Here is an 18,784-nt window from a genome sequence, read left to right on the forward strand (position 1 = left end):
TCTTATTTGCATTAGAGTATTCTAAAGCAACGTTTTTAAATGCCAAAAAAGACTGGAATTGGGACGGATTACCTGAACAATTTCAGCAGGGAGAACTTTAACATTAAATACAGAAAATCTGTAACGGTTGTCTGAATGTTTTTGTTCTTTTTATATCGCCAGTCGAAAAATTTGAATTAACATTTAAAAACTATATTTACTATGAGTAGTCCAAAAGACCAAAACACTCTTTTTAGATTTACCAGCCTAAGAAGCCCGGAATTAGTTGAGAAAAACAATCAAGCCCAGAGGTTTGTTTTTCACCCTTATCTCGTCACCGAACCATCGGAAGTAACCAGTGCTTATTTCAACGCTGTCGCGAGCAAACCATCTGATCAAAGCAATTGGCAGGCCATGAAAATTGCTTCTCAAACTTTCACAGCCTATCAGTCGGTTTCAGAAATTGAAAATCTTGTTCCAGACCATTATTACGAGGATGCAATTTTCCTGGCGAAAAATAAGATGTCGCTCGATGTGCCGGAGTTCTACACTAGAATAAGCGGCTACACGCCCGTTACGGACGAAAACCTTGTCAATGTTTGGGACAATTTATTTTATCAGGTTATCACGCAAAAGGACTTCTACATTAAAGACGCAATCCTTGAAGTATTGGTGTTCCAAAATCTTTTGAGAGGCATTGCAGGAAAGACCGAAGATGAGGCGATCGCCTTGATACCTGTACTAGCCAAAGCGCGCGTCGTTTTGCCAAATATTTTATTCGATCAAGAAATCAATGCAAATATCGCTTCTAAAAGCAGTCCCGGTGACGAAGAAGAAGGAACGGTACTAGCAGCATATAATTTTCAAAAAGCGAATGATGTTTTCCTGTCGCAACACAACGTTGAGCTTTACACGCAAACACTTGAAAAAATAAAAACCGTAGAGGGGCTGCTTGCTAAAGATAAATCAGCAAAATATAAAGAAGCAAAGGCAACCCATAGGGCAAAGGTTAAATCGCTCCTTGTTCCATACAATAAAGACTATTTGGATGCAAAAAGGTTGCTATGCGCAACAGCGCCGAAACCCGGATATGACAGGGACGACTTCTGCAATCAGCCTGCGATTGATTACCCAACCTTGCCTGATTTTGACTTCAAATACACCGAGGATGACGAAAAGCTCTTTTTTGATAAAAATGTGGATTCATCCTTAAAGAATTTGCTCAATGAATTAAATAAAGACGTTCCTGTAACAACTTTCCAGAAAGCAAAAGACATATTGAATGAGGCAGTTTCAGAAAACACGAAGTTTGTTTTTAAGAATACCAAGTTCTCCAGACAAGTTGTATCGATTGGTGACGTGTCTTTTCCTCTTGTCGAGAATAGGGGGCCAAGCATGGCCTTTAACCTGTGCTCGATCAAGAATGGCGAGAATGGCAACTACAACCCATATGTGACCATCCCCATGCCAGACAGCTCATATAGCGTCGTTGCCTTTAGTTATTTACTAACTTATGTTGACAGCACCACTCCCCTGCCGGGCACATCTTACAACCAAACCATAAGTAATAACACGATTACGCTTTCCAAAATGTTCGGCGTTGCAAATGCAATCCCGATCTCGGCAAACAGCAATATAAAATCATTGTCTGGCACAATAACATTCGCTAACGGAATGGTAAGGACATTCAATGTCCTTGGATTCAAAGTCGGGGTTGCTTGCGAGTTGGGCAAACTTGTCGATAAGGATGCTGCGCCTGTAAAAGACCCTGCTGGCAATTTTGTCCCAAAAGGATTTGGCTATCGCCAGCTTGGAATTGCAGACTATCGAAAAGTTGTTTCTGAGGTCTGCTGTTATGATGCGGGAGAAGTTGCCCACATCGAAAACATCATGGCTAGCGAATTTAAGGAAAAGACGACTGAAAAAAATTACATTCGCGAGACAACGGAATTTGAATCAGAGGAAACCGAGACAGAGTCTTTGTCTGACGTTGTATCGACACAGCGATTCGAAATGCAGACGGAAATCGCCAAAATCATGCAGCAGCAGCAGCAAGCCGAGGGGCATGTCAATGTCCAGGCCAATTATACGAATACCTCACTTGATACAGGCGCGAGCTTTGCCAGCAATACCACGAGAGAGCAATCCAATCGCCAAGCGTTAATGCAAGCGCAGGAAATAACACAAAGAGCAACAGAGCGGATTGTGTCGAGGATTAAAAAGGAAAAGACCGTAAAAATCACCGAAAGCTTTAAGGACATTAACAGCCATATCTTTGATAACCGTGGAAACGACAAGCATGTTTCCGGCGTTTACCGCTTCATCAACGCAATATACAGGAACCAGATTTACAACTACGGCAAAAGGTTGATGTATGAGTTTATGGTTCCCCAGCCGAGCAAATTGCACAGGATGGGAATGACGCTGGTTGGCGAGGACAAAAACAATATCATTGAGCCTCTTGACCCAAGGAAAAACGGGTATGCTGACTTTAGCGCGATAACGCCTGCAAACTACCAGCACCTGGCAGCGGAATATAATGCGCAAGTCGAATTATATCCCGCGGACAAAATTTATGTCGGTTCCTCAATCGATCATGCCATTGGAGCCGTAAATACGGCAATGGCTAAAAGTTCCACCATAAAGATTCCAGATGAGCGCTATACTTCTAAACGCGCAATGGTCAACTTTACAGGTGCGCCTCCAGGCGGGGAGACAGGCTGGGGCAAATCCATTTGGCTCACCGTGGGAGGAATAACATGGCAATTCACGGAGTGGGATGGCGGCAGTAGCGATCGAGATGATGACATTGCGGAATATGTTAAAGAGGTTCCCGTGTCCGTTACCATGACTAATTTCCTTGCCTTTAACCTTCAAATCACGATTGAGTGTGAACTGTCTCAGCAAGGCGTTCAGCAATGGAAAAAAGATACTTTTGAGGCAATCATCAAAGGATATGAAGAGCAGTTGCGAATTTTCAATGAAAAGGATCAGGAGAAAAAAGCAAGCGGTGTACAAATTTTAGATTCAAATCCTCTATTTTACCGTGAAATCGAGCAAATGGTTTTGAGAAAAAATTGCATTTCTTACCTTATCGATAACAGCCTGAACAGCCCGCAGCGTTTTGGACAGGAAATGTACAAAACAATTCCTGCGCAATCTTTTACAAACCTGCAAGTCAACCTTGATCAAAAGATGGATGATTACAGCAGCTTGGCGAAATTCATGGAGCAAGCGTTCGAATGGAATCTCATTTCCTATAACTTCTACCCTTACTATTGGGCTTCGGACACTGATTGGGTAAAACTTTATCAATTCGATAGCAATGATGCCGTTTTTAGAAACTTTATGCAGGCTGGTATGGCGCGCGTAGTTGTATCAGTGAAGCCAGGATTTGAAGATGCGGTGTTACATTACATGGCTTTCGGTCAAATTTGGAATGGAGGACAAATGCCAGTGTTAGGTGATCCGTTGTACTTATCGATTGTCGATGAACTTAAGGAACAGGAGTACGAAATCGAAGAAACTTGGACTACGGTTTTGCCAACGAACCTTATTGCATTGCAGAAAAGCGGTGTGGCGTTGAATGTGGAAGGCTTGCCTTGCAGCGATGATTGCGATGATGAAGTCGATCATCAGTTCGACAAGAATGACAATATTCTTGAGCGCGAGAATAAGAATTAATTTTTAATTTGGAGCTGCCATTTTATGGCGGCTCCTTTATATTTTTATTATGACGAAAGAACAATTAGAAAAGTGGCGTAATCTTGGTTTTCCGTTCGATGAATTTTACGACACAATTGCAAAAGATAAAGTTGAGGAATTATCAATTCTTAATGTTTCTAGCAAAATTAAATCGTTAGAAAATCGTGTGGCAACTGTTGAAGTAAAGATCACTCTAACTGCACAAATTAATAGTAAGCAATCAATTAAAGTAACGAGCAAAGATAAATCTTATTTAATTTATCAGAATTCGAACGCAACAATTCAAGAATTGAATATCTACTACTCTGAAGTTATTATAGAGTTAGATATTCCTTCTGAGGAAAAAGATTACGAAATTATTGTTCAGCTATTTGAAGTAGAAAAGTTGATTGGCAAAAAGTCTGTTGTTGTAAAGATAAAGGACGAAAAGCAATCGTCGGCTCGAAGTTCTGATAATGCAATAACTATGGATGAACTCAGTTTAATTTTCACGACAGCAACTGAAGAGACTAAGGAAGAGGTCTTAGATGCTTTTAATGAGGGAGTTGACTATTTCAAAATTGATAATTGTTTACGAAAAGCTCATTTTTTTGCTCAAGTACTAAAAGAAGTCGGATCCAATATAAATATTAAAAGACCAGAAAGCCTTAATTATCCTGCGGATGGTCTAATAAATGGTTCTTGGATAGCTAAAGGAAAAACGAAAGATTGGGTTAAGGGAGATGTAGGAACTAACAAAGGCGGTTACTATACGAAGGGTAAAACAGCCTACATTGATTTATCGTATACCCAAAGGCATCCTGAAATTGCTGAACTTTATGGAAGGAAAGACTTAAACAAATACAATGACCGTGGGATTCAATCTGCAAATTCTGAGATGCTTGCAAATCATGTATATGCTAACCGTTTGGGAAATGGCGCCCCGGAAACTGGCGACGGAAACAAGTTTAGAGGTAAGGGAATGTTACAACTTACGGGAAGGACAAATTACGAAATGGTTGATGCAGAACTTAAGAAATTTGACGAAGATTTAGACATACTTACAGATCCTGATGAAATAATTTCTGATGTTAGATTAGCTGTTCTTTCTGCTATGGCGTTTTGGAAAGCGAAAAACATCAATGATAAAATTAAAAAGGATAAAGCAGATAGTGTTGTCGGGAAAGTAACCAACCTAATAAATAGTGGGGAAGATGCTTCAAATAAAAAGCGAAGATTGGACAATTATACTCAAATAACAAAGAAAGTTTTTAATGTTGAAAAATGTGAATTAAAGTAATATGAAGTCAATAAAATTGTTTGTAGCATTATTTATTTGTTTGATTAGTCAAATTATTCATTCAAAAGATTATAAAGGTATCCGTATAGGAACAGATTCAATTATTTCCGAAAGTCAATTTTTAAGTAAGTATGAAAGTCAGGGATACAAAGTCATTTATAACAAAAAGCATTGTTATAAAAAGATGAAAAATAAAATTTATGTTTTTGAGAAAAATATCTCAGATAAAGACTACTCGAAACACCGTTTATTTGTCGTTTGTAATGTAGTAGGTAAAGGATCACTTAAAATTATAACTCAAAATAAAGATTTAATTTATCCTGAAAATTCATCTATGGCTTGTGATCCATCGGACGCCTTTAAGAAAATTGTTTTACACGATTACGATATAACAATAATGGAAACTTCTTGCACTAAAACAAAGGGCGAAGCGGTAGATGAGTATTTTACTTTCCGCTTTGAGATTGATAAAAATCAATATATTTTAAATGAATATAAAATTATTATTAGGCAAACAACAATTGGTGATGAATACCCCATTGAATCGCTAAAATTGCCTGAATTCAATCAAATTAACACAAATAATTATCGTGCTGGAGTTTTAGATGAATTCAGAAAAAACTTCCCAGATTATATTTATCAAATTATTAAATAATTGAAAGCAAAAGTGAGGATTCTAAAACTACTCAGCAAATAGTAAAGATAAATCGTTGGATAAATTTCGCGTTTACTCAATAAAGTAACTTTCAGCCCCAGAAACTTCTGTAAGAAAGCCGCTCCCTACTGTGCGGCTTTCTTACAGATCATGAGTGACTTCAACTATTGGGACAAGGAAAACATCAATCAATATGCAGATGAAGATAATGTCGAAAAAGTCTCGGCGGCAGTAAACTATCCAAACCTACTGACCAAGAAGCCTTTTTCCGCTAGTGGAGTTAACGGCTTGGTTGAAAGAAAGAACTATTACGAATATTTAAAAGAAATATTTAATTATGAGGACTGCGATTAAGACAATCCCAATTTTGTTTTTGCTTACATTAAATTCTTGTTGCAAAACTACATTCAGCACAACACCATCAATTGTTAATCCCAGAGCGGATAGCATAGCTTATAAGCTTACTGTGGTCGATGATGCCAAAAAGGATTATTTTTTTGACGAAAAAGGATTAAATGATCTTCTAGTGGTGAACACTATCATGGTTAATGATAGTAATTTTGGAGCTACTGAAAACATTCCAAAAGCAATTGTGTTTGCAAAAAGCATCAATAAGAATGCAGGTGTGAATTTTAGGAAGGTGACTACTATCAGTATTGCAAGAAAAGACAAAAAAAATATCCCTATTTGGAAATGGGAAAATCCTATTAATTTGAATGATGATGGGTTTTCCTTTCGGGAAGGCCATATCGATCTTGAGGAAGCCTCCAGAGATTACAAGGGTAGTTTTGTAAATTGTTTAAAAATCAATTTTAAGCAACCAGATGACGGCGAAGGCTTTAAAATATACTCGCTGATTTTTACTGCAAAGAATGAAAATTGGATTCTTGTTTCAAGAGAACGAATAAGCACAGTAGTCAACGATGTGAGTAACGACAAAATAGGATTCTGCGTAGATACGGTTAACAGTAGTTACAACCATCCTGGTAAAACAATTCAAATATCAAAGGATATGATGTTTGATTTCAATGGCGCGAAATGTTATTAAAAGTTTTACGAAAGTCGAAATATAATTAGCAATAAAAGCCCCGCATAAAGCGGGGCTTTCTTATCAGTATTCACTTGGTAGCAAAATGACATTACCGACGAAATAAAGACGAATTTCTTCCATTGGAAAGTCTGTAAAGTGAATTGGTTTAGACAAGAGAATTTTGTCGTTTCCATCATCGCAGGTCAATACTCCTTTGCTTTCATCCAGGTTAACTTTCAATGTCCAGACCTGAAATTCTTGATACCGAATTGTCCCTAGCATTTGAGATAAGGCAACCTCATCGATAAGCCAGTAAGCTTCGCCTTTGTCAGCGATGTATCTAACGCCGTCGGTATAAAGACAATTGCGGTTAAGTCCATGCCTGTACCAGTTTTCCGTACCTGTGAATTGTGCGAGGTCTGCTTTTGTAAGTGTTTTAGTTTTCATGATATTACTCCTTTTTTAATTGCCTCCACCGTGGAGACGGGGCAATCAAGGAGAAAAGCGTTAGGCCGAAAGTCACCACCAACACGGGAGCACAGTGAATGGAGCGGGCAGCGTGATTGACTGCCGGACGGCTTTGCTCAACTTGCGCCAGGATTCATCGATTGGATGCAATATTGAGGAGATATAAAAAGTATCTATAGCAACAAAAGGTTGGATTACTAAATAAAGGTAATTCTGACTTTCTTATTGTGATTAGTAGAAATATTCTTAGAAAGCGACTTTTTCTTAATCGATTATTTTATATTAGCCGAACATAATATGATTTTTCAAAACCATGCCTGATAAAAACGAGGAAAAAGAAAAATTAAGTACTCTGCATTTTACTGTCGATAGTGCTCTATTAGAAGAACTAGGTGAGAAACTGGTTGAGACGGTTCATATCGCGTTAGTTGAATTAGTAAAAAATAGTTATGACGCTGATTCAACTGAAGTTGACATTGTTTTTACCACAGACCAAAACGGCAATGATCAAATAAAAGTTATCGACAATGGTAAAGGCATGAATTATGAAGCCATCCAGAATTTTTGGATGCGAATAGCAACGACAAATAAAGAAGTTAAAAATACATCTACAGTGTTCGGTCGTCCCTTAACGGGAGCGAAAGGTATAGGACGTTTTTCTTGTAGAAGACTGGGGGCTCATCTTGAACTTATTAGCTGTGGTACAAAAGATGGAAATCTTGTCGGAGTGCAAGATGAGGTGGAAAGAACCACGGTAAAATTTCCGTGGAAAGAATTTAAAGCCGGAACAGATGTAACTGAAATCGAATGTGAGGGAACGAGAGAAATTATTAAAAATGGCGCAACTGGCACCACTTTGATTATCTCAATAATATCACAAGAGTGGAACGTCCGTGGTTGGAATTGGCTTAAACGACAACTGTCTGTGTTATCTGCAAATAGAGGCACACGTAGAAAGGGATTTTTAGATGATCCTGGATTTACAATAAAGATTATTGCTCCTGACTTTGAGGGAGGCGTTCGTGATGTTAGAGAAGATTTCATTAATGCAGGTTGGGGAACTTTGACAGCACACATAAATGATAAGCATCAGGCCGTATGCAAGCTCGAAGCTTTAGGTATCGGAACAAAAACATTTATATCAAATGTAAAATTTCCGCATCTCACTGACATTTCTTTGCAAATTGGAATTATGGTGGGTGACCGCAGCCAAATGAGAAATACTTCGACTGTATCATTGGCGAGTATGCAAGCTATTCTGCCTACATGGGGTGGAGTTCAAGTCCGTTATAGAAGTTTTCGTGTTTTCCCATACGGTGATGATGATTGGCTGAATATTGATAAGGACAGGGGATTACGTAAACATTCATCTAAAATTACTGAACTAACAGCTTTTGCATCAACGCTCAGGGGGGTCGATCCAACCAGGTCACTTTTAAATCTTTTGTCAATGCGTAGTTACTTAGGGACAGTAGAGATTGGTGAGAACGCAACTGGATTTGAAATGAAATTAAGCCGTGAAGGGTTTGTTGATTCCCCGGCTATCGAAGAGTTGCGTGACTTCGTGAGGTTGGCGATCGATTGGTCAACAATCTATCGTGATTTTAGTATCCGAGAAGAAGCTCGTAAGCAGTCGCAAAACGCATTAAAGGGGTTCGAGCACATATTAGAAGAAAAGCTAGAGCCTGTAAAATATATCGAAGCGGCAGTAGACTACTTAGAATTAGAAGTCAAAAACCTGACAAAAGGTCTGCCAGATGACGAAAGACAGCAAAGGCAGGAAAACCTTTTACGAGCGACGGATGTAATTAAAACACATAACGCCAATAATCAAGCAGAACTCCTACACTTGCGCTTAATAGCATCAACCTCTACATTACTTCTTATTTTTTCGCACGAGGTAAAGTCTCTTATGGGGATGCTGGAAACCAGTAAAAATTCACTAACTCTATTAGCGGCTAAGCTTGATCAAAAAGAACGTACAAAGGTTCTTGAAATAACATCAAATTTTGGCAGCTTAAAAGATCGATTAAACGATTTATTACAATTAACATCTCTCGTCGGCTCTAATCAAAAGAAGGCAAAACCAGGTCAGGTTGCGCTTAAAAACAAAATTGAGAGAGTTGAAAATGTATTTGCTCTTATCACTGCTAAATACAATATTAAAATTGATTACTCGAAGGTTCCAAACAATATTGCAATCAAAGATATCTTGGAAGCAGAAGTGTATTCAATACTGCTAAATGTTATCTCGAATTCTATAAAATCAGTAATAGCGGCAGGGAAGAATAGAAAAATTGAAATAGAGGCTATTCGAGAGGATGGTAAAAATGTGATCTTTGTACGCGACACTGGAATTGGAATTTCAAAAGAAAAATTTGAAGAAGTGTTCATTCCGTTTGTTTCTGATCCAGACAATGATTTATATGATAATTTAGAAAAGCGATTGGATACAGGAGATCGAGTTATTGTCGGAAATGGCAGTGGTCTGGGTCTGGGTATTATTAGAGAAATCGTCATGGCGCATAGCGGTGATGTAAAATTTATAGAACCTTCTAAAGATTGGAAGGCTGAACTTAAAATAGTTTTATAAGGTGAATGTAATTTGGATAGACGATCAAAAAGAGCGCAGAGAAGCGGCTAACAATTTAAAAAACTCGCAAGGATGGGATGTCAATTTCATTGATGTCGAAGACCAAGATATCTCAAAAATTTTAACTGAAATTGTGTCGAATCCCGAACCAGATCTGATATTGATTGACCACAATTTGCACGAAGTCGCAACTGGTGTATTTAAAAAGGGTTCGTCAGTTGCTGCATCGATTAGGGATAATTGGCCCGAGTGTCCGATCATTTGTGTTTCTGGCGTAAATATTTCCGAAGTTGACCATCAGCAAAAGGTTTTGTACGAAGATATTATTTCTATAGATGCAATATCAGAGCACTACCCACAAATATTATCAATTGCGGACGGCTTCAAGCAGGTCAGGGCTAATAGACCTACAAAGGGTGAAGATTTAGCGGAATTGCTAAATGTTCCTGATATTGATAGAATAAATTTCGTTTCCGTACTTCCGGTTCACAACTGGTTCGATAAAACTCTAGCTGTTAGTATTTCTCGCTGGGTGAGATTTACGTTAATGGCAAGAGCAGGTTTTTTATACGACAAGCTATGGCTGTCAACTTTAATCGGTATAAAAGAAAGTAGCTTTCATAAAGTTGAACATTTATTTGCCGACGCTGAATACACAGGGATCTTTTCAAACGAAAATGAGCGTCGCTGGTGGAAGAGCGATGCCTTAATCGCACTCTACGAAAATTCTGATTTGCAAGGACTGCCATGGGAGCGCGGACGTGGATTAAAGGATATAACACAGGAAGATTTCAGTGTTTGTCACGCGACGGGTGAAAGTTTTCCTGAAACAGTTGCTTTTGTGGATTCCGACCCAAACGCCGCTGCTGTACCAATTAAAATACGAGAGTCGGATTTACATCCGGACTTTCCTAGTTTGCTATTTTTTGAAGATTTAAGATTAATGCGACCAGCAGAATGAAAATAAGTGATAACCATCTTAGTTTTAGCGAATTTTGTAAAAACGAATATGCTACTTTGGCATTTTTAAATTCGAGAGGGAATCTCCTAAAGAATTATGGCGATCTCTCAGAATCTATAGGGCAAGCATATCTGCATTATTTTACAGCCAATCGTAAAGATAATTTCAAGGAATTTGAGTTCCATTCTTCATTTGATATGGAGTTCGAGAACGATATACACCGTGTTATAATCGGTGCAAACGTACAACATGAATTTTCGGAATGCTCGTACTTCCTAGCGGTTGTCGGTAAAGAGGCGAATAAAGATAAATTGATTAGAAAATTTCATTTTGACTATGCTCTTCCGTCGATCAAAACTGAACAGCGCGTGCCTTCATACCATTGTCAATATGGAGGTAAGCTAAGTCCTAATATACAAAATTCCGGGTTAAGCGACGAGCGGCTGGATAGTTGGCTCTCTCTACCCCGACTAAATTTCTACCCAGTAAATTTGGCAATTCTTCTTGATACAATTTTTTGCGAATTTTGGTCAGAGGATACAAATAAAATTGTCGAAGATATTCACTGGAGATCACACATACTTCGGAACGAGCAAATGTTGACGGCGAATTATTTGAATAATTTACATCAACATATGACTTCTTCTAACTATACCAATAAAAGATTAATCAGAGACTTTTGTTATGGCGCTTGAGCATAATTTTTGGAAAAATGTTCGTGCCATTTTTTTGCCTACTTCAGTCTCTTCGTCTCGAATTTTTGTGGAAACGTCGTCATAAAGGTTTGCAATTTTGTCGGAGAATTTTTTAGTAATTTTTTTTGGAAGCAAAAGCGGTATGTTACTGGCATCGCTTAGTTCAAATTTGTACATATGATTTCCGTACTGGCGAGAAATCGCCATAGCTTCATCTCCCAGAAAGTCACAAAATGTTTGGAGCGCGAACAGCTTCAGTATAGTATCGGAGTTTTTTATACCTGCATTTAAGTATAAACGATGAACAGAATTTGTTGAATTTAATTCCTTATTTTCATTGATAATAATTTTTGGAGCACCTTGCGAATAATAAGTTAGAAATGCGTCGGGATGCTTAAAGTCATCATATCCAAACAATTTTGCTCTATTTTGAAATGTTTGATTTAGTAATACGTCAGTTGGAATACTTAGCAAAAATTTTTCAAACATCTCACCATCTTCATTTTCCATTTTAATCGCATCGACCAAATAAATAGGACTATGACTATTTAAATGACGTAACTTTTTCCGATTTATCGAGAGGCCAGTCAATTGTTTCCCTTTTGAAATTATCGGGTATAAATATTTAGGGAAGTACGGAGAATTTAAAGCCTTTTCTTCGTTTAAAATTAGGCGTTTTGAATCACCTATTACAATTCCAATATGAATAGTAAAAAAATGCTTTAGAGGATATATTTGGATGCTTCCTTCATCTTCGTATTGTTCCTCAACTAAATTTGTTGGTGATGGGATGTCATTGAAGTTTGCGACAGACTTTAATGCTTGATCAAGATCGTTATAGTTATAAGTTTTAACACTACAATTGCCTTCTAAATAACCATCACATAGTAATAAAGAGGTTTTTTCATGTGTTCCTGTTTCGGTAAAGTATCTCTCTTGAATTCTAATGATTCTTACTTCAGAAAATTTTTTCTCTAATTGTTTTAAAAACGTATCGCCGTAATGAGTAAAACTTATACCATCGGGAACAACCCATGCCATTCTGCCGCCGGGTTTAAGATAAGTAAGAGAATGAACGATGAAATAGACCCAAAGACTAGAACGGTGAGCTATCCGAAATTCGTTTTTCCGATATTTTTTGAATAATTCTTCTTTATATTCCTTATCCATTTTATGAATCGACACGTATGGAGGGTTGCCTAAGACTACATCGGCTAAGAAGTTCTTCTTTAATTCGACACTTAAAAAATCACCTAAAACAAAATTTCTCTTATTGATTTTTTTCTCTTTAAGAAACTTGAAAGCGTTTGGATCGATATCGCATCCAAAAATATTACTTGCCGGTGTTTTACAACCTCGACTTTGAAGAGCTTCAATGCTTGAAAGTAAAAAATTGCAGCCGCCGAAACTGGGCTCTAATATTTTATCAGAACCTTCTCTAATTGCCCAATTACTTAGTATTTTAGTTACTTCAATTGGCGTATAATATGCCGCAAGTTGTTTCTTAGAAGAAATCGTCATTATTTTAGAAAATGCGATGTAAATATAATGAAAAAGATCATTTAAAATCCAGAACAGGAATATTTGATACGTTCTGAAAGCCATATATTGTCCGAAGCATGTATGATAAGTTTTTTGCGCTATGGTAACAAAATGAAAAATTTTTTTTGCGAATTGAAAAATGGTACCCCGGCGGTACCCAGACAATTTAGGAGTACAGAGAAAAGTTGCTAAGTCATTGAAAAGTGGTGCCCGGAGTCGGATTTGAACCAACGACACGCGGATTTTCAAATTGCTAAAGGTTGTTTTATAAGTATTTAGACATCGTTATAATTGTATAGAAAACCCTTGTGTGACAAGGGTTTTTTTTCATTTTGGGGTAAAATAGTAATTATACCGTTTTAGCTTGCTTTAGCGAAAAATGGTACCCCGGCGGTACCCCAGATGGAGAGTTGATTTTGAAAAAATACAATCTGTCCACATCACTACTTACTAAAATTAAGCTTCCTGAAAAGGGAAGAATAGTTTTGCAGGATAGCCAAATCGCAGGTTTAGAATGCAGAATTTCATCATCGGGTGTAAAGACCTTCAGTGTCCTTCGCCGCATAAGTAACGGCACAAAAGAGAGAATCACGCTAGGCCGTTTTCCTACAATCTCCGTTCAGTCGGCGAGAAAGCTTGCAGCCAGAGTAAATGATGCCATTGCAGAAGGAAATAGCCCGGCTGCTGCAAAGAGAGCGATAAAGAACGAGATAACTTTCGACGATCTCTTTCAGGCGTTTTTAGAGCAACATGCAAAGGTTAGAAAGCGCACTTGGAAAGGTGATGTCGGGCGGTACAATTTTTATTTGCGAGATACAATCGGAAAAGTGCGCCTCTCCGAAATTAAGAAGAGTGATATTATTACTCTTCACTCTAACATTGTTAAAAGTCCGCGATTTAGAAAGGCAGTTAAAAGAAAGCAGGGCGTTATAAAAAGTGATACGCGTCTAACTACGGGTGTCACGGCTAACCGTATTTTGGCACTCATCAATTCGATTTTTAATTGGGGCATGAGCGTAGAATTATGCCAAGCAAATCCCGCAGCCAGGATAAAGAAGTTTAAGGAATACAGTAGAGAACGTTTCTTGCAAGCGGACGAACTGCCGCGCTTTTTTAAAGCCTTAGAAATGGAAGAAAATATCGTCGCGAAGGATTTTATTTTGATGTGCCTTTTGACGGGCGCAAGACGCTCTAACGTCGAGGCGATGGCATGGGAACAGATCAGTTTCCAGCGGAAAGAATGGACTATACCGCTTACGAAAAACGGATTGCCGCAAGTTGTCGTCCTTTCTGATGAAGCAATAGCAACTTTAAAGCGTATCCAGCACAGCGCATCCTCTAGTTACGTTTTTCCCGGCGAAGGTAAGAAAGGTTATCTTGCTGATCCACGTAAGGCATGGCTTCGGATTTTAGAAAGGGCAGAACTGAAAGATTTACGACTGCATGACCTTCGCAGAACGTTAGGAAGCTGGCAAGCAAAGACCGGCGCAAGCTTATTAGTTATAGGCAAATCGCTGGGGCATAAAACACCACATGCTACCGCGATTTATTCACGACTTGACCTAGAGCCAGTACGTGCAGCCGTAGGCACTGCGACAAAAGCAATTTACTTTGCTGCGAAGGGAAAGAAAATCGGATTGATATTTAACCAAGCTGCAAAAAAGCAAGCCCCCCAACTGAAATTTTCACAACTTCTCGGATAAATTTTTCCAAAAAAGAATCTTTCTTTTAGGAACCTTTATTTGTCATTAATAAACTCAAAATTTTGAAAAAAATCTTTCAACGTGCGGTATAGTAAAAGTATGGACACAACTTAGAGTGTCAAGGGGGATGAATGTTGAACGCAAGCAAAGCTGAAACTGATACAGATACTTCGAATAACTATTTTAACTCACGTGAAGACCCACTGTTATCACGAAAAGAAGCTGCAAGATATGTACGAATGTCACCGGGCTATCTTGCTGTGCTGGACTGCACCAAAAATTTTGATCTAAAGCCAGTCAAAATTAGAGGTCGGGTTTATTATTACAAATCCGTGCTGGATGAGTTCCTGAACGCCGACCTAAAACCTTAAAACTAAATCCAAAATCGTAGAAACCAAGAAAGGTGTTGTTATGAACCTGCAACAAGCCAACGATATACCCATGCCTGAAATCCTGCAAAAACTCGGCTGCAAGCCGATCAAGGATAAAAAATCTCATCATTGGTATCATTCGCCCTTTCGCATCGATAAAACTGCAAGCTTGATGATCGACACAGGAGCCAACACTTGGCAAGACCTCTCAACAGGGGCTAGTGGCTCGGTAGTCGAATTTGTATGCACTTATCTTGAAAGCTGCGACGAAAGCCACACGGTCGTAGATGCTCTACGGTGGCTGACCAATATGATGATGTCGCCCGCCTCCGTGCTTTATCTCTCCGGCGAGCAACCAATTGAGACGATGCCGAACTACAGCCTGAAATCGGTTTATGATCTGGAACACCCGTCTTTAATTCAGACTTTGAAGAACAAGGGAATAAATCTCACGCTTGCGAAGCAACAGCTCAAAGAGTTACTTGTAAAGGACGCGACGAATAACCGTGTTATTTGTGCGATTGGTGCGCCGAACGCGGGAAACGGTTATGAGTTTTGGAACGACTTTGTGTCGGGGCATATCAGCCCGAAGAATATTTCGTTTGTTCGCTCAAAAAGCTTCCCAGTTAAGCACATCCACATATTTGAAAAGTATTTCGATTTCCTTTCTGCCCTATCTTATGACGATTTTGCAATCTTGCAAGGAGACGTAATAATTCTTAACTCTATAGCCTGTCTGCCACAAATTTATCCCTACGTGAATAGCTACGGTTACGACACCTTGTATTCTTGGTTGGGAAACAACCTCGCTGGAAGTCGCGCAACACAATCACTTCGCGAATTCTGCCTACGTCAAAACAAGCTTGTTTTAAAACCGATGAACAAAAAATACGCGCCGCATCGTGGCGTTAACGAGTGGCACTTATTTAACCAAGAAAAGAAGGGCGAGGAATAAGATGGGAAAATTGAAAGACGGCTTTAATAAGGTTACCGAAGTCGAGCTTATCTATCGGAACAAAATGCCTCAAAGCGAGCAGAGACAAATCTGTTCATCTTTGGATGCCTACGAGTTGCTGGATAGTTCTTGGGATAAAGGCAAAATGGAATTGCAGGAGCAATTCAAAATAATGCTGCTTGATCGTAAAAATAGCTGTCTTGGTGTTTCGCTCATTGCAACAGGCGGCGTTTCCGAGTGTATGGTTGACAGTAAAATCCTGTTCGCGACGGCTTTAAAAGCGAGAGCGAGCGGTATTATCTTGGCGCACAATCATCCATCGGGGGCGAAAAAATTCAGTGATGCGGATAAAAGTCTGACCAGAAAGTTTGCCGAAGCCGCAAAACTGCTCGACATAAACATCCTTGACCATCTTGTTCTGACTGCTGACGGATATGTATCTTTATCCGATCAAGGGGAAATGCCTGCCATCCATCTAAAGCTATAAATGTTTCAGCATTGTTTTAGCAAAGAAAAAAGCCTGTCGCGTTTTCCGCGACAGGCTTTACTTTGTATTTGTGGAGAAGATGGGGCTCGAACCCACGACCTTTTGGCTGCCAGCCAAACGCTCTAGCCAACTGAGCTACATCCCCGTTTGCTTGCGCAAATATATAAATTAATTTTAAAAAGCGATGTTCGCCGACAAAGATATTCCAGAACTTTCCGGAACAAATCTGCAAACGCCTCCTACACAGACCAATCCACCGCGCTGACGGCCATAATTTAACGCCGCGCGAAGCGATTTCCAGCGGTAAGCGGTTCCGAAATTGTAGTATACGTCGCGTGCATCGGGATCGTCGTTGCCGTAATTCCACATGTCGTTGGTGAAAAACGAGAGCCTTTGATTGAGGTTGAATTCGGCGGTTCCTGCGGCCCAGTTCTTTTTGTCGGCATCGGCCCACATGTGTTCCAATACCAATCGCACCGAGCGTTTACCGCTGAAAAACTTGAAGGTTCCTTCGGCGGCCACGATATTCGTGTTGACTTTGCCATAGGTTTCCTGGACGAGTTTGAGGTTGTTGTACTGGTTGATGTAGCTGAAACCGGTTTGCCATTGTTCGTTCCACTTTTTGGTGATCTCGAGGTTGTATTCGGTGAAGAATCTTTTGCCGAATCCGAAGAAATCGACATCATAGTCTTTGTTCGGCAAATAGTAATCGCCCGAAAGCGCGTGCCATTCGGCGAAGTTGAGCGCAACCTTGGTTCCGTGCTTGCCGCCCAGCGCCGTACCTTTCTTGAAATTGTAGAACAAATCGATTTGTCCGCCAATTTCCCCTGCCTTGAGCACGGTATAATCCGGAAGGTTAACACCCGGCTGTGCCTGGTAGACGTAGATGTTGGCCAGGTTGTAGTGCTGCTGCTTGGTCAAACTCGGAATGTAATTCATGATGCGGTCGTTGAACGCGTTCTTGTTCGCGCGTCTTTCCGAATAGAAGCTCATGTTTTCCAGACGGCGGAAGGTTCCGTCAATCCCAAAGCCTTTTTTGGAATAACCCGCATTGACGAGCAAAGCGTTCCCGGGCTTGACAAAATTGTTCTTGACCTGGTCTTGCTTTTCGACCACGGCGTCTTTCGATTTGTAGTTGTATTCGGCCGAAGCATAAAACGATTGGTGCGCGAAGTTGATGCGGCCGGCAAAAGCGTCGGTACGGGTTTCGAAATTCGGGTCTGGAATTGCGGGCATTTCTTCGTCACGGGCTACGTAACTCAAGCCCAATGACAATTCGGTGGTCTGCAATTTGAAAATGTCTGAAATGCCAAATTCGGTGTCCACGCCGTAAATGTCTGAATTGGCTACATCGAAACCGGTTCTTTGACGTCCGTAAACGCCTTTGATCGTAAACCATTTGACCGGCGTGAAAATGATGCGCCCGCCACGCAAGGCGTTGTTGATCCCGAGTTGGCGGTCTTCCCAGCTCCGGAGCAGCAAACCGCTGCCGAACTGTTCGTAGAAATAACCCGCGGTAATATCGACCATTTCATTTTTGTATTGGACAAAATAGGTCGCCACGTCGGTCTTGGTGTATTTTGGATTGTAGTTGAGCAAGGCTTCATCTTCGTAGCCTTCGCCTTGGATTCCGGCGGTCCAGCCTTTGTATTTGGCGTTCACGAAAAGGTAATTGTTCGATCGTATGGCCGGCTCGGGATGCGTAACATCGAGTCCGGGATCGTTCATGTACCATTGCGAGTTGGTCTCGAATCCGCCCGAAACCGTTACCTTATTTTTATTTTCCTGATTTTCCTGCGCGTAGGCCGAGAGCGAGAGCAATGCCCCGAAACAGAAAGCGATTTGTTTGTTCAAGATGGAGATATTTTGGTGTTGTTTGATTCTTAGAGTGCTTTGAGCTTGGCGAGCAATTCGCTTTCGCTGCCTGGCACATAACCGTTTTGGATGTGCACGATCTGTTGGTTTTTGACGACAATCGTGTACGGAATGTTGACGATCGACAAGGCTCTTTTAAAGTCCTGGTTGCTGTCGAGCACCACGTTGAATTCCCAACCCTTGCCATTGACGAGCGGCTTGACCCTTTTTTGGGTTCTCGAATCGTCGGTCGAGATGGCTACGATTTCAAAATTGACGTCTTTTTTCCATTCCGCTTGGAGATCATTCAGTTCGTCCAGCTCGGCGATACAAGGCGTACACCAAGTAGCCCAAAACGAAAAGATATAGATTTTGTCTTTTTCGACGAAGTCGTTTTTAAGCGAAACTGTTTTGCCTTCGAGTGAAGTGAGGTTCAGATTCGGCAGCTCTTTTTGGGCGAATGCACTAAATCCAATAAATAGCAATAATAAGTGTATTTTTCTCATA

General features: G+C 40.0%; 14 protein-coding genes and 1 tRNA gene. 10 read left to right on the plus strand and 5 right to left on the minus strand.

Annotated elements, in window-relative coordinates; genetic code table 11:
- The first annotated feature begins 201 nt into the window (after nucleotides 1-201).
- The 5 genes from QM717_RS02935 to QM717_RS02955 all read left to right on the plus strand — a co-directional run bounded on the left by QM717_RS02935 (nucleotide 202) and on the right by QM717_RS02955 (nucleotide 6,666).
- Complete coding sequence (locus QM717_RS02935) at nucleotides 202-3,663, plus strand: hypothetical protein (protein WP_415034664.1); 3,462 nt, start codon at nucleotides 202-204, stop codon at nucleotides 3,661-3,663.
- Between the two features lie 49 nt (nucleotides 3,664-3,712).
- Nucleotides 3,713-4,963, plus strand: a complete 1,251-nt coding sequence (locus QM717_RS02940; protein ID WP_415034666.1) for a glycoside hydrolase family 19 protein — start codon at nucleotides 3,713-3,715, stop codon at nucleotides 4,961-4,963.
- 1 nt (nucleotide 4,964) lies between these two features.
- Nucleotides 4,965-5,618, plus strand: a complete 654-nt coding sequence (locus QM717_RS02945; protein ID WP_415034668.1) for a hypothetical protein — start codon at nucleotides 4,965-4,967, stop codon at nucleotides 5,616-5,618.
- 150 nt (nucleotides 5,619-5,768) lie between these two features.
- Entirely contained in the window at nucleotides 5,769-5,972 is a 204-nt protein-coding gene (locus QM717_RS02950) for a hypothetical protein (protein ID WP_415034670.1), read from the plus strand.
- Entirely contained in the window at nucleotides 5,956-6,666 is a 711-nt protein-coding gene (locus tag QM717_RS02955) for a hypothetical protein (protein WP_415034672.1), read from the plus strand. Before QM717_RS02950 ends, QM717_RS02955 begins: the two co-directional genes overlap by 17 nt.
- Before the next feature lie 63 nt (nucleotides 6,667-6,729).
- Here QM717_RS02955 and QM717_RS02960 read toward each other — a convergent pair whose 3' ends face one another.
- Nucleotides 6,730-7,095, minus strand: coding sequence for a DUF6876 family protein (locus tag QM717_RS02960; RefSeq protein ID WP_415034674.1), 366 nt, complete (start codon nucleotides 7,093-7,095; stop codon nucleotides 6,730-6,732).
- 334 nt (nucleotides 7,096-7,429) lie between these two features.
- On the opposite strand from QM717_RS02960, the gene QM717_RS02965 reads away from it, so the two are divergent.
- The gene (locus QM717_RS02965; RefSeq protein ID WP_415034676.1) at nucleotides 7,430-9,709 is read left to right on the plus strand and encodes a sensor histidine kinase; all 2,280 of its coding nucleotides are present in this window, start codon (nucleotides 7,430-7,432) and stop codon (nucleotides 9,707-9,709) included.
- Between the two features lies 1 nt (nucleotide 9,710).
- Nucleotides 9,711-10,670 (plus strand): hypothetical protein, encoded by a 960-nt coding sequence (locus QM717_RS02970; protein ID WP_415034678.1) that lies wholly within the window; start codon nucleotides 9,711-9,713, stop codon nucleotides 10,668-10,670.
- 665 nt (nucleotides 10,671-11,335) lie between these two features.
- Here the strand turns inward: QM717_RS02970 and QM717_RS02975 are convergent.
- Nucleotides 11,336-12,970 (minus strand): HsdM family class I SAM-dependent methyltransferase, encoded by a 1,635-nt coding sequence (locus tag QM717_RS02975; RefSeq protein WP_415034680.1) that lies wholly within the window; start codon nucleotides 12,968-12,970, stop codon nucleotides 11,336-11,338.
- 353 nt (nucleotides 12,971-13,323) lie between these two features.
- Between QM717_RS02975 and QM717_RS02980 the strand changes: the two genes are divergently transcribed.
- The 3 genes from QM717_RS02980 (at nucleotide 13,324) to QM717_RS02990 (ending at nucleotide 16,423) form a co-directional block, all read left to right on the plus strand.
- Nucleotides 13,324-14,610: a tyrosine-type recombinase/integrase gene (locus QM717_RS02980; RefSeq protein ID WP_415034682.1), complete on the plus strand. Its 1,287-nt coding sequence runs from the start codon at nucleotides 13,324-13,326 to the stop codon at nucleotides 14,608-14,610.
- A gap of 411 nt (nucleotides 14,611-15,021) precedes the next feature.
- The gene (locus QM717_RS02985; RefSeq protein ID WP_415034684.1) at nucleotides 15,022-15,936 is read left to right on the plus strand and encodes a hypothetical protein; all 915 of its coding nucleotides are present in this window, start codon (nucleotides 15,022-15,024) and stop codon (nucleotides 15,934-15,936) included.
- Between the two features lies 1 nt (nucleotide 15,937).
- On the plus strand, nucleotides 15,938-16,423 hold the full coding sequence (locus tag QM717_RS02990) for a JAB domain-containing protein (RefSeq protein WP_415034686.1): 486 nt from the start codon (nucleotides 15,938-15,940) through the stop codon (nucleotides 16,421-16,423).
- A 71-nt stretch (nucleotides 16,424-16,494) separates the two neighbouring features.
- On the opposite strand, the gene QM717_RS02995 is transcribed toward QM717_RS02990, so the two are convergent.
- The 3 genes from QM717_RS02995 to QM717_RS03005 form a co-directional block, all read right to left on the minus strand.
- Nucleotides 16,495-16,568, minus strand: a tRNA-Ala gene (locus QM717_RS02995).
- A gap of 29 nt (nucleotides 16,569-16,597) precedes the next feature.
- Entirely contained in the window at nucleotides 16,598-18,277 is a 1,680-nt protein-coding gene (locus QM717_RS03000; protein WP_415034688.1) for a DUF6029 family protein, read from the minus strand.
- A 29-nt stretch (nucleotides 18,278-18,306) separates the two neighbouring features.
- Complete coding sequence (locus QM717_RS03005; RefSeq protein ID WP_415034690.1) at nucleotides 18,307-18,783, minus strand: TlpA family protein disulfide reductase; 477 nt, start codon at nucleotides 18,781-18,783, stop codon at nucleotides 18,307-18,309.
- Nucleotide 18,784: the final 1 nt, after the last annotated feature.

Source organism: Flavobacterium sp., from assembly GCF_047602195.1.
Lineage (GTDB): Bacteria > Bacteroidota > Bacteroidia > Flavobacteriales > Flavobacteriaceae > Flavobacterium.

What these genes read in the sequence shown, in the direction of transcription:
- QM717_RS02940 (WP_415034666.1), top strand. Translation starts at nt 3,713, where the DNA reads ATGACGAAAGAACAATTAGAAAAGTGGCGTAATCTTGGTTTTCCGTTC.
- QM717_RS02945 (WP_415034668.1), top strand. Translation starts at nt 4,965, where the DNA reads ATGAAGTCAATAAAATTGTTTGTAGCATTATTTATTTGTTTGATTAGT.
- QM717_RS03005 (WP_415034690.1), bottom strand. Translation starts at nt 18,783, where the DNA reads ATGAGAAAAATACACTTATTATTGCTATTTATTGGATTTAGTGCATTC.
- QM717_RS02955 (WP_415034672.1), top strand. Translation starts at nt 5,956, where the DNA reads ATGAGGACTGCGATTAAGACAATCCCAATTTTGTTTTTGCTTACATTA.
- QM717_RS02935 (WP_415034664.1), top strand. Translation starts at nt 202, where the DNA reads ATGAGTAGTCCAAAAGACCAAAACACTCTTTTTAGATTTACCAGCCTA.
- QM717_RS02960 (WP_415034674.1), bottom strand. Translation starts at nt 7,095, where the DNA reads ATGAAAACTAAAACACTTACAAAAGCAGACCTCGCACAATTCACAGGT.
- QM717_RS02990 (WP_415034686.1), top strand. Translation starts at nt 15,938, where the DNA reads ATGGGAAAATTGAAAGACGGCTTTAATAAGGTTACCGAAGTCGAGCTT.
- QM717_RS02985 (WP_415034684.1), top strand. Translation starts at nt 15,022, where the DNA reads ATGAACCTGCAACAAGCCAACGATATACCCATGCCTGAAATCCTGCAA.
- QM717_RS02975 (WP_415034680.1), bottom strand. Translation starts at nt 12,970, where the DNA reads ATGGCTTTCAGAACGTATCAAATATTCCTGTTCTGGATTTTAAATGAT.
- QM717_RS02965 (WP_415034676.1), top strand. Translation starts at nt 7,430, where the DNA reads ATGCCTGATAAAAACGAGGAAAAAGAAAAATTAAGTACTCTGCATTTT.
- QM717_RS02950 (WP_415034670.1), top strand. Translation starts at nt 5,769, where the DNA reads ATGAGTGACTTCAACTATTGGGACAAGGAAAACATCAATCAATATGCA.